This window comes from Acinetobacter sp. GRABPA_MV_2, assembly GCF_056725885.1.
Genome location: NZ_JBWZNA010000032.1, coordinates 1 through 11,978 on the forward strand (window position 1 = coordinate 1; position 11,978 = coordinate 11,978).

The 11,978-nt window shown below is 40.5% G+C and carries 11 protein-coding genes; 6 read left to right on the plus strand and 5 right to left on the minus strand.

What is annotated here, in order from left to right:
• Positions 1 to 134 precede the first annotated feature (134 nt).
• The 3 genes from catA to ACXM0J_RS18010 all read right to left on the minus strand — a co-directional run bounded on the left by catA (position 135) and on the right by ACXM0J_RS18010 (position 2,636).
• Entirely contained in the window at positions 135 to 1,055 is a 921-nt protein-coding gene (gene catA / locus ACXM0J_RS18000) for a catechol 1,2-dioxygenase (protein WP_032006281.1), read from the minus strand.
• 160 nt (positions 1,056 to 1,215) lie between these two features.
• Entirely contained in the window at positions 1,216 to 1,506 is a 291-nt protein-coding gene (gene catC / locus ACXM0J_RS18005) for a muconolactone Delta-isomerase (RefSeq protein ID WP_000897236.1), read from the minus strand.
• A 23-nt stretch (positions 1,507 to 1,529) separates the two neighbouring features.
• On the minus strand, positions 1,530 to 2,636 hold the full coding sequence (locus ACXM0J_RS18010; protein ID WP_086264961.1) for a muconate/chloromuconate family cycloisomerase: 1,107 nt from the start codon (positions 2,634 to 2,636) through the stop codon (positions 1,530 to 1,532).
• A 100-nt stretch (positions 2,637 to 2,736) separates the two neighbouring features.
• On the opposite strand from ACXM0J_RS18010, the gene ACXM0J_RS18015 reads away from it, so the two are divergent.
• Positions 2,737 to 3,651, plus strand: coding sequence for a LysR family transcriptional regulator (locus tag ACXM0J_RS18015; RefSeq protein WP_005074181.1), 915 nt, complete (start codon positions 2,737 to 2,739; stop codon positions 3,649 to 3,651).
• Positions 3,652 to 3,732: 81 nt separating this feature from the next.
• Positions 3,733 to 4,527 (plus strand): TorF family putative porin, encoded by a 795-nt coding sequence (locus ACXM0J_RS18020; RefSeq protein ID WP_304457338.1) that lies wholly within the window; start codon positions 3,733 to 3,735, stop codon positions 4,525 to 4,527.
• Between the two features lie 68 nt (positions 4,528 to 4,595).
• On the opposite strand, the gene ACXM0J_RS18025 is transcribed toward ACXM0J_RS18020, so the two are convergent.
• Both ACXM0J_RS18025 and ACXM0J_RS18030 read right to left on the minus strand, forming a co-directional pair.
• Positions 4,596 to 5,312: a FadR/GntR family transcriptional regulator gene (locus ACXM0J_RS18025; RefSeq protein ID WP_002113901.1), complete on the minus strand. Its 717-nt coding sequence runs from the start codon at positions 5,310 to 5,312 to the stop codon at positions 4,596 to 4,598.
• An 83-nt stretch (positions 5,313 to 5,395) separates the two neighbouring features.
• Entirely contained in the window at positions 5,396 to 7,129 is a 1,734-nt protein-coding gene (locus ACXM0J_RS18030; RefSeq protein WP_262470825.1) for an IlvD/Edd family dehydratase, read from the minus strand.
• A gap of 169 nt (positions 7,130 to 7,298) precedes the next feature.
• Here ACXM0J_RS18030 and abaQ point away from each other — a divergent pair, with 169 nt between their 5' ends.
• The 4 genes from abaQ to uraH all read left to right on the plus strand — a co-directional run bounded on the left by abaQ (position 7,299) and on the right by uraH (position 11,931).
• Entirely contained in the window at positions 7,299 to 8,603 is a 1,305-nt protein-coding gene (gene abaQ / locus ACXM0J_RS18035) for a multidrug efflux MFS transporter AbaQ (protein WP_262470826.1), read from the plus strand.
• 10 nt (positions 8,604 to 8,613) lie between these two features.
• Positions 8,614 to 9,612 carry an AraD1 family protein gene (gene araD1 / locus ACXM0J_RS18040; protein ID WP_262470828.1) on the plus strand — a complete coding sequence of 333 codons (999 nt, stop codon included), beginning with the start codon at positions 8,614 to 8,616 and terminating at the stop codon, positions 9,610 to 9,612.
• Between the two features lie 10 nt (positions 9,613 to 9,622).
• On the plus strand, positions 9,623 to 11,197 hold the full coding sequence (locus tag ACXM0J_RS18045; RefSeq protein WP_262470829.1) for an aldehyde dehydrogenase (NADP(+)): 1,575 nt from the start codon (positions 9,623 to 9,625) through the stop codon (positions 11,195 to 11,197).
• A 398-nt stretch (positions 11,198 to 11,595) separates the two neighbouring features.
• Positions 11,596 to 11,931 (plus strand): hydroxyisourate hydrolase, encoded by a 336-nt coding sequence (uraH, locus tag ACXM0J_RS18050; protein WP_262470852.1) that lies wholly within the window; start codon positions 11,596 to 11,598, stop codon positions 11,929 to 11,931.
• The last annotated feature ends 47 nt before the right edge of the window (positions 11,932 to 11,978 follow it).

Consider the following 11,978-nt stretch of genomic DNA (forward strand, 5'->3'; position numbering starts at 1 on the left):
GTGAGAAACCTTAGAGCATGAGGTAACGTGATGTATTACTACCGCTAAAAATTTATTTAAATTCTTAATGGTAGTAATAAATGGAATAAATTTTGTGAGTCAAAAGCGAACTTTTAACTCACATATACTTTCAATTAAGCACTAGCGCGACGACGTTCAACTTCAGTTGAAGGAGCAGCAGCGGCATCTTTAACAAGTTCGATGTTAAATGTGATGTGTTTGAAAGCGTGATCTAAACCACGGCGTTGAATTTCAGCTGGGTCAGTTACATCAACTGCTGTTGCAACTAAGCCGTCACGGGTTGCGAAAGCAAAGTCGTCCCATAAGTACTCATCACCCTCAATGTTGAATTGAGTAGTCAGCTTGCGATAACCCGGTGCAGAAACGAAGTAATGAACGTGAGATGGACGGTTACCATGACGGCCTAATTTGTTAAGAAGGGCCTGAGTTGTACCTTCTGGCGGGCAACCATAACCTACAGGCATAGTTGTTAATGCAACATACTTACCATCAGCATCAGTTAAGATGGTACGACGTAAGTTGAAATCAGATTGAGACTTATCAAAGAATGAATAGTTACCCAAACTGTTGGCATGCCATACTTCAACTTTGGCATTTTCAATGATATTGCCATCCGTGTCGGTCACTTTACCTTCAATAATTAAGGTATCGATTTTGCCAGATTCTGTACCATCATCCATACGCGCAAAACCAACAGATTCAGGTGCGCCAGCTACATACAGTGGACCTTCGATAGTACGCGGTGTGCCACCCGTAACACCAGCTTTGGCATCAGCTTCATCTGCACGTAAATCAAGATAATGCTCTAAACCTAAGCCAGCTGCCAAAAGACCAAGTTCGTTTGCTTGACCAGCATCTGTGAAATATTCCAAACCTTTCCATACTTCTGATGGTTGGATGTCTAAATCTTCAATGGCTTGAAATAAATCCCCGAGAAGGCGCACTACAATTTGTTGAACACGTGCATCAACTTCGCCTTTTGCAGTGTCGACATTCATTTGTTTTACAAGCGCATCAATTTGTTGACGGTTCATACTAAAACTCCTTAAGTATGCAATACGGTTTTGGGTGGCAGCGCTGCGGGCATTTTGTCTTGCTAGCGAATAATTGCCGCCACGTTCCTTGTTACCTTCTGAATAATCTGCTTGGTTTTTAAATGGACTTCAGAGATCACATTTAAAAAATTCTTTTGGTTTACGAATCATCATCACGAACAGAAGAAGGGTGGCGATTAAGTGCCATCACTTCGATGTTCATGTAGGGATAGAGAGGTAAACCCTGTAAAATATTGTGCAATTCTTCATTACTCTCGACATCAAAAATACTGATGTTTGAGTACTGACCTGTAATACGCCAGATGTGACGCCATTTACCTTGACGCTGTAAGTCTTGCGAATAGGCTTTTTCAACAGCCTTAATTTCATTTGCTTTGTCGGCTGGCATATCAAGTGGAATATGCACATCCATACGTACATGAAATAACATGGGAAACTCCTTATCCTGTTGCCTTAACGACGTAACTTCTCGACTTTATCTTCATCAATTTCAATGCCTAAGCCGGGAGCTGTTGGCAAGTGCAATTCAAAGTTTTCGTAACGTAGCGGTTCTTTCAAAATTTCTTCGGTAAGCAATAACGGACCAAATAATTCAGTACCAAACGCTAATGTTTCAAAGGTTGCAAACGCATGAGCAGAAGCCATGCTACCTACAGGGCCTTCAAGCATAGTGCCGCCATAAAGATCAATTCCAGCCAAACCTGCAACCTTGGCAACTTCACACGCTTCGATCAGACCACCAGATTGTTCAATTTTTACTGCAAATACATCAGCACCATGTCTTTTTGCAATACGGTATGCGCTGTCGGGACCAGTTAAAGCTTCATCTGCCATAATTGCGACATCAAAACGCTGTGTTAAACGCGCAAGTGCTTCAGTGTTCTGAATAGCACAAGGCTGTTCAATTAAATCAATCCCGCCATCTTGTAGCTGTTGAATACCTTGAATACATTCCAGCTCTGACCATGCACGATTTACGTCAACGCGTACACTAATATCTGCACCGAGTGCTTTCTTAATTGCAATCACATGATCAACATCGTGTTGCAAAGGGCGTGAACCAATTTTGAGTTTGAACGTGTTATGACGTTTTAACTCAATCATTTTTCGAGCTTCAGCAATATCTTTTTCTGTGTCACCAGACGCGAGCGTCCAAAGTACAGGTAAACTATTACGCAGACGGCCACCTAAAACTTCACTTAATGGCACGCCTAAACGTTTTGCCTGAATATCAAGTAGAGCAGTCTGAATGGCACATTTCGCAAAACGGTTACCATTAATATTTTTTCGAATCAGTTTTAGTGTTTGAGCAACATTTAAATCTTTAACTGATGTCAGTAATGGTGCAAAGTAAGTATCAATATTGGCTTTGACACTTTCAGGACTTTCTTCACCATAGTTCAGTCCACCAATGGTGGTCGCTTCACCCCAACCGACAATACCATCCATGGTCGTAATTTTTACGAGCACCAAAGTCTGAGTACGCATGGTAGTCACAGACAACTGGTGAGGACGGATAGTTGGAATATCCACAAGTATGGTTTCTATGGTTCTATACATGAAGTTTCAACTATTTCAAACTTGTTTACATACCATAGAAGAATGTAATAGCCTAAAATAGATATAGAACGGTATTTTAAGATACTAAAAAGGTATATTAATGGAATTAAGACATCTACGTTATTTTGTTACCGTTGTTGAAGAACAAAGTCTGACTAAGGCCGCTGAGAAGCTTTTTATTGCTCAGCCACCACTCACGCGCCAAATCAAAAAACTAGAGGAAGAGTTAGGCATTGATCTATTTGTGAAAGGCTCACGTCCATTAAAAGTGACTGAAGCAGGGCTGTTTTTTTACCAACATGCGGTACAGATTTTGACCCATACAGCTCAAGCTGCTTCTATGGCAAAGAAACTGAAGCTAGTCGAGAATGTTGTTAAAGTTGGCTATGTGAGTTCGCTTCTTTACGGGCGATTACCGCAGGTCATTTATCTATTTAGACAAAAAAATCCTGACATTCATGTCGAGCTTATTGAATGTGGTACACGCGATCAGGTCGAAGCATTAAAACTAGGTAAAATTGATTTAGGTTTTGGTCGTTTACCCATTAGCGATCCAGCGATTAAACGACTTTTACTTCGAAAAGAAAAATTAAAACTCGCGATTCATAAAAAGCATCCGTTAAGTGAGTTCCAAGAATCGGGAATTTATTTATCTCAAATTATTAATGAGACAATTTTTTCTTATCCAACGACACCTAAACCCAATTTTTCGACCACTATTCAAGCTTTATTTACTAAATTAGGCCTTGTGCCGGCCAAGCTGACTGAAGTACGAGAAATTCACATGGCGCTTGGTTTGGTAGCATCCGGCGAGGGTATATGTATTATTCCAGAAAGTGCCTGTGATATTGGAATGAAGAATCTAACTTATTTAAATATCTTAGACTTAGAAGCCTACAGTCCCATTTCTCTTTCTATGCGCAATATGGACCAAAGTTCGTATATTCCTAAAATTTTAGATTGTATTGAAGAAATTTATAGCGAAGAAGAAGTGTCCAGAAATTTGAATTTATAACTTTTTAATACGTTTTAAATTGAATTATCATGTTATTTTAAAACTTTAAGATTATAGGTAATATTTAATAGGAATTAATAGATGAGAAAAATTTTAGGGATAGCTTCTCTTATTATGTCTACTAGTGTTGTACATGCTAAACAATTAAATGAACAAGAACAAATTTCTCCATACAGTGCTAATGTAACCTTCGCAAGTCAATATATATCACGTGGTTTTCAACAAACTTGGGGTAAGCCAGCATTACAAATTGGTCTAGATTATGCAAATCCGAATGGATTATTTGTGGGCACTTGGGCCTCGAATGTAAGTTCCAAATATATTCGTGATGCTTCAGTTGAGTGGGATTTTTATACAGGTTATATAAAAACTTTTGATAAGTTTTCAGCTGGAATGACGGTTTTTTATTACTATTATCCAGGAGCCAAAAGTACGCCTGAAACGGGGAGTACCAGTTATAACTATGGCGAAATTGTGCCTCAAATTGGTTATGGGCCTTTGACTCTTAAATATTTTATTACCTATACCCCAGATTATGCAGGCTATAACTCAGATACGATGGGGGGACCTGAGGGTAAACGTTCACGAGGAACAACTTATTTAGATTTAACTTTTACTCAGCCTATTAATGAGTCTTGGACTTTTGGTGCTCACTATGGCTATGAAAGAATTAAAAATTTCTCGGAAGCTAACTTTCAAGATATGAAAGTCGAGCTGATTAAAGATTTAGGTGATGGTTGGACTACAGGGCTAGCCTATACCAAAGCTTGGGATAAGCATGGATATTATAAAAAGTATAGTAATGGTGAACCAGATGCGCCAATTTCTAATCCGATTGATTCGACATTTACAGTGTCTGTAAAAAAGGTGTTCTAATTTATAAATAAAAAAGCCTGATTACTTTATTTGGAGTGATCAGGCTTTAAATAGTGAATATATAAAAATTATTTTTTAATTAAATCGTAAGCCATTTTGGTGTCGTCAAGCTGAACAAGTGAAGCATGGCGAGCCGAGAGCGGATCTTTATTTTCAATTGCGGTTAAAATCGCTTTATGTCTAGGTAGTGAATGGCCTTGTAAATTTGGGCGCAGACTAGTGACTTGAATTGATTGCTGCAAAGGTAAAACCAACATTTTTGACATATAAGCCAGCAAGTCATTATGAGTTGCTTTGGCAATTGCCAAATGAAATTGAATATCTGGCTCTATAAACTCTTCAACGGTTGTCGCTTTTTCCATCCCATCATAGGCATGTTTAATACGTTCAATATCTTCTTCGTTGGCCGTACTTGCCGCAATGTAAGCAAGCTCTGGTTCCAAAACGCGTCGTACAGTAGAAAGTGTTTTAAAAAATTCGTGTTCAGGTGTGGTTTGAATTAGCCAAAACAATACATCAGGATCGAGCAAATGCCATTCTTCTTTAGGCCTTACTACCGTTCCGATTTTTGGTCTTGAGTAAGTTAAGCCTTTAGCGTTTAAAACACGGATTGCTTCGCGAAAGACAGGGCGGCTGACTTTATATTCCTCACATAAATCAACTTCACTTGGGAGTTTTTCATTTTCTGAAATTTCTCCAGAAACAATTTTTAATCCCAATTGTTGAACAATTAATGCATGTTGGCTTTTGCTTGGAATAGGATTTTTATAGTCAGCTTTGCTCATATTTCACTATTACGACATGTTGAATATCCTATGGTATAGATGACCTTGTGTTTTAACAAGATCATCTTTTTCAAGAATAAATATTAATGAGAATGACGTGGAACTTCCGAGCCTCGGCAACCGACTAAGAAATCAAAATCACAACCTTCATCGGCTTGTAAAACATGTTGTACATAGAGTTTGCGGTAGCCGCCAATAAAACTTGGCGGAGCTGGAGGTGCTAAATTCTCAAGACGTTGCTTAAGTTCTTCATCACTTACTTCTAGGTGGAGTTTACCTGCATAGGCATCGAGTTCAATAAAGTCACCATTTTGAACTACAGCTAAAGGTCCGCCAGCCATAGCTTCAGGGGCAACATGTAAAACCACCGTGCCATAAGCTGTTCCACTCATGCGTGCATCGGAAATACGAACCATGTCGGTAATGCCTTTAGCTAAAATTTTTGGCGGTAACCCCATATTTCCAACTTCAGCCATACCTGGGTAACCTTTAGGACCAGCATTTTTCATGACTAGAATACAAGTTTTATCGACATCAAGATCTGGATCATTAATGCGGGTTTTATAATCATCAAAGTTTTCAAATACGACTGCACGACCACGGTGTTTCATCAGTTCAGGTGTTGCAGCAGAAGGTTTAAGCACCGCACCTTTAGGTGCTAAATTACCGCGTAAAATACACATACCGCCATCTTGTCGAATTGGATTATCTATTTTCCGAATCACTTCATCGTTATAAATAGGTGATTGCTGGCAGTTTTCCCAAATGGTTTGACCGTTTACGGTTAAAGCTTGAGGATGTGGTAAGAGATTGGCTTCACCCATGCGACGAATCACGGCTGGCAAGCCGCCGCTATAATAGAACTCTTCCATTAAAAAACGACCCGAAGGCTGTAAGTCGACAATGGTTGGCATGCCGCGGCCAACACGGTTCCAGTCATCAAGTTGTAAATCAACCCCAATGCGTCCAGCAATTGCTTTTAAATGAATCACGGCATTGGTTGAACCACCAATAGCTGCATTGACTTTAATCGCATTTTCGAAAGCTTCTTTGGTTAAGATTTTAGAAAGGCGTAAATCTTCATGGACCATATCAACAATACGCATACCAGAAAGATGAGCCAACACATAACGTCGAGAATCTACAGCTGGAATGGCCGCATTGTGGGGTAAAGAAGTGCCTAGGGCTTCAGCCATACAGGCCATTGTAGAAGCTGTGCCCATGGTGTTACATGTACCAGCCGAGCGCGACATACCAGACTCAGCAGATAAAAATTCATTTAAATCAATTTTTCCTGCTTTTAACTCTTCATGCATTTGCCAAACGATGGTACCTGCACCAATGTCTTTGCCTTTGTGCTTACCATTCAGCATAGGACCACCAGTCACTACAATGGCTGGAATATCACAGCTTGCGGCACCCATTAATAAGGCAGGTGTGGTTTTGTCACAACCTGTCAGTAACACCACGCCGTCAATAGGGTTACCACGGATAGCTTCCTCAACATCCATACTGGCCAAGTTGCGTGTAAACATGGCGGTAGGACGTAAATTCGACTCACTATTTGAAAACACAGGAAATTCAACAGGGTAGCCGCCCGCTTCTAAAATCCCTTTTTTTACATGTTCTGCAATTTTTCGAAAATGCGCATTACATGGGGTGAGTTCAGACCACGTATTACAAATCCCAATGATAGGCTTGCCTTGAAACTCATGATCTGGAATTCCTTGGTTCTTCATCCAGCTGCGATACATAAAGCCATTTTTATCCGTTGTACCAAACCAGGCAGCTGAACGAAGAACTTGTTTGTTATTCATACAAATTTCCCTATATAGTATTACTATTAGAATTAATTAATTTAAAAATACACCATAAATTTCATTTTTAAAAGGTTTGAAATTTAAATAGTATTACTATATTTTAAATTGAAAGGATAATTTACGAGCAAGATGCTCTATAAGTAAATAATAGGAAATGGAGTCGAACATGGATTTCGAAAAGGATGTAATACGGACGGTCACGTTTAAGCTGATACCTGCATTAGTCATACTATATCTGGTGGCATACATTGATCGGGCCGCTGTTGGATTTGCCCATTTGCATATGGGTGCAGATGTTGGAATCGGTGATGCAGCTTATGGTCTAGGAGCAGGCTTATTTTTTATTGGATATTTTCTTTTTGAAGTTCCAAGTAATTTGCTTTTAGACAAATTTGGTGCTCGTAAATGGTTTACCCGCATTTTATTAACATGGGGCCTCATCACCATGGCCATGGCGCTCATTCAGGGACCAAAAAGCTTTTATCTATTACGGTTTTTACTCGGTGTAGCAGAGGCAGGTTTTTTCCCTGGTGTTTTATACCTAATTACACAGTGGTATCCGGTGCGGCATCGCGGAAAAATCATGGGAATGTTTGTGCTTTCACAGCCGATTGCCATGATGATTGCTGGGCCTTTGGCTGGTCTATTACTTGGAATGGATGGCATCGCAAATTTACACGGCTGGCAATGGTTATTCATTGCAGTTGGCTTGCCCGCAGTTTTATTGGCTTTACCTACATTTCTGTGGCTGCCCGATAATATTGATAAAGTGAAATGGTTAAGCATTGAACAAAAACAATGGCTTAAAAATGAACTTGTTAAAGATGAAGCCGAATATGACCAAACCCGACATGCCAATCCACTGCATGCCTTAAAAGACAAACGCGTACTTTTATTAGCACTCTACTATTTACCAGTAACTTTAAGTATTTATGGTTTAAATCTCTGGCTTCCTACCATTATTAAACAATTTGGAGGCGGTACTGATATTCAAATTGGGTTCTTATCTAGCATCCCCTATATTTTTGGAATTATTGGACTCCTCATTATTCCACGTAGTACTGACCGCCTGAACGATCGTTACGGACACTTAAGTTTTCTCTACGCACTAGGCGCTTGCGCAATGTTTTTAAGTGCTTGGCTAAATTCTCCAGTCATGCAGTTGGCTGCTTTGGCTGTGGTTGCGTTCTGCCTATTTTCTTCAACTGCCGTGTTTTGGACATTACCTGGCCGTTTCTTAACAGGTGCAAGTGCAGCGGCTGGTATTGCCTTAATTAACTCTGTTGGAAATTTAGGTGGCTATGTCGGGCCATTTGGTATCGGACTTTTAAAAGAATACACGGGAAATATGGCTGCTGGTTTGTATTTCTTATCTATCGTTATGCTTTTTGGCTTGATTCTGACCTACATCGTGTATGCCAAGCTCGAACGTCAAAAAACACAAACAGTGAATATTCAAAAGCCTTTGTAAGGAATAAAACATGCAAATTATTCAATTTGAAAATCGTGCAAATCAACGTGCCGTCGCCAAAGTAGAAGGCAACATGGCATATCCGGTTAAAGATATTCAATCGGTTCGTGATTTAGCACTTTTGGCAATCCGCAATAAAATTTCATTGGAACGACAAATTGAGGCGTTAGGCTTTGAAGCGGAGACCTATGATTATTCATCTTTATTAGCAAACTTAAAGGTACTGCCGCCTTTAGACCATCCAGACCCAACACACTGTTTAGTGTCCGGTACAGGCTTAACCCATTTAGGTTCTGCATCTGCACGCGACAAAATGCATCAACAAAATTTAAGCGATGACAGCTCGGTGACCGACACCATGCGGATATTTCAATGGGGGCTACAAAAGGGGCGTCCAGCACAAGGTCAGATCGGGGCGCAGCCAGAATGGTTTTATAAAGGCGACGGTTCAATTGTGGTAAGGCCGGGAGCTGAATTACCTTTACCCCCATTTGCTGAAGATGGCGGCGAAGAACCTGAAATCGCAGGCCTCTATGTGATTGGAGAAGACTTAAAGCCTTACCGAATCGGGTTTGCGCTGGGCAATGAATATTCTGACCATGTGATGGAACGTCGTAATTATTTATATCTGGCGCATTCAAAATTACGTTTTTGTAGTTTTGGTCCAGCTTTACGGACAGGCGAATTACCAAAACATTTAGTCGGAACCAGCCGTTTACGCCGTGATGGACAAATCATTTGGGAAAAAGAGTTTTTGTCGGGTGAAGACAATATGTGCCATAGCTTGGCAAATCTGGAATATCACCACTTTAAGTATCAACAATTCTTAAAAGCAGGGGATGTTCATATTCACTATTTCGGTACTGCGACTCTATCTTTTGCTGATGGTATCCAAGCACAGGTCAACGATGAGTTCGAAATAGAAATGAAAGAGTTCGGACTTTCACTCAAAAATAAGCTTGCTCATATGCAACCCGAGTTACCGATCGGTTCAGTTATCCCACTCTAAGGAATATAAAATGGTTATCGGACACAACTTTATTGGCGGTTCACGTAGTGCACAAAGTTCCACTTTACTAAAAAGCGTGAATGCAACGACTGGCGCAACTTTGCCTTATGAGTTTCACCATGCAACCGAACAAGAGGTCAATCAGGCCTGTGAAGCAGCCAGTCAAGCTTTTAAGACTTACCGCCATACTTCACCTGAACAGCGTGCTGCCTTTTTAGAAAATATTGCAGATGAGCTCGATGCTTTGGGTACAGATTTCCTTGAAATTGTCTCACAGGAAACCGCTTTGCCACTTGCACGTTTACAAGGTGAACGTGGCCGTACCAGTGGACAAATGCGTTTATTTGCCAAAGTGCTGCGCCGTGGTGATTTTTTAGGTGCCCGTATTGATACCGCTTTGCCTGAGCGTCAGCCTTTACCGCGCCCAGACTTGCGACAGATTAAAATCGGTGTTGGTCCTGTGGCAGTCTTTGGGGCAAGTAACTTTCCTTTAGCATTCTCAACTGCGGGTGGCGACACTGCTTCGGCACTAGCAGCTGGTTGTTCGGTGGTAGTCAAAGCGCATAGTGGGCATATGGCGACAGCGGATTTTGTAGCTCAGGCAATCGAACGTGCAGTAGAAAAATCAAATATGCCTAAAGGTGTATTTAATATGATCTATGGTAATGGTGTCGGTGAACCTTTAGTGAAACATCCTTTAATACAGGCTGTAGGTTTTACGGGTTCACTTCGTGGTGGCCGCGCTTTATGTGACATGGCCGCAGCCCGTCCACAGCCAATTCCGGTCTTTGCGGAAATGAGCAGCATTAACCCGATGTTGTTGTTGCCAGAAGCATTAAAAAACCGTGGTGAAAAGATTGCACAGGATTTGGCAGATTCAGTAGTGCTCGGCTGTGGTCAGTTTTGTACCAATCCAGGATTAATCTTGGGAATTAAATCAGCCGAATTTACTCAGCTCATTAGTAACCTGACTGAAATTATGGGCGCTAAGCCTGCGCAGACTATGCTCAATGCCGGAACTTTAAAAAGTTATACCGCTGGTCTTGAGCATTTAACTGAGCATCAAGGTATTAAGCATTTGGCAGGTCAAACCCAGCAAGGCAATCAGGCGCAGCCACAACTGTTTAAAGCGGATGTTGAATTATTACTAGCAGGCGACCAACTTCTGCAAGAAGAAATCTTTGGACCAACCACAGTCATCATTGAAGTTGAAGATAAAGCCCAACTCATTCAGGCCTTACAAAGCATGAATGGACAGCTGACTGCGTCTTTAATTGCTGATGAAGCAGACTTAACCGAGTTTGCAGATGTGGTGCCTGTACTAGAAGAAAAAGCTGGTCGTTTACTTATAAACGGTTACCCAACAGGTGTAGAAGTATGTGATGCGATGGTACACGGCGGACCATATCCAGCCACTTCAGATGCCCGAGGAACTTCTGTTGGAACCTTAGCAATTGACCGTTACTTAAGACCTGTGTGTTACCAGAACTATCCGCAGAGTTTATTGCCAGAAGCTCTAAAAGACAGTAATCCATTGCAGATTTTAAGGTTGGTGAATGGTGAGATGACCAGAGAAGCGATCTAATCAATTTAAAAAAAGAGACCACTCGCTGGTCTCTTTTTTTATTCTTGTTTTCTATCCTTAAGGATACTGTTCAAAAGTCTACATAAAGTTCTTTTGAAAGAATTTTATTTCTTTTATTCGCATTTAAATAATGCCTGAATTAGTTTTAAACCGATTGTATGTATAACTATTAGAAAGCCTATCTTATTTAAACTGGCATATTTGTTGCTTAATTTAATGCATCTGGTCAGACCAGTCAGACAATGCATTAAATTGGAGCGGATATGCAACTCGAAACTTTTAATCAACTAGCTTCTAGCCAGGCTCGGCTGGTATTACAAGCTTGTGTGCATATCCCAACTTGGATTTCTGAATTAATTCAGAAACGTCCTTCTTCGCTCAAATTAGGAGATTCAATAATGGCGGGTATCAGCACACATATTTTAAGTGCATCACTCGGCGAGCCAGTAACTCAAGTATTGGTGAAATTATTCGAGGAAACGAGCCATGGATATATTTTAATCGATGAACAGCTCACTGATGCAGATGGACGTATTCAAGCATTTAATGTCGACTCATTTATTCGTGGTCATTATCAATTGGTTTTTGAAGTAGGGGATTATTTTCAGGCCCTAAATACCAATAGCTTTTATCCGAGAGTCTGTATTGATTTTAAAGTCAATGATATTCACCAGCACTTTCACGTGCCTCTATTGATCAGTCCTTTCTCATATTCAACGTATCGTGGCAGCTAAATCAACCCAAGCAATATGGACATCATGAATTTAATTTGAGGAATTAA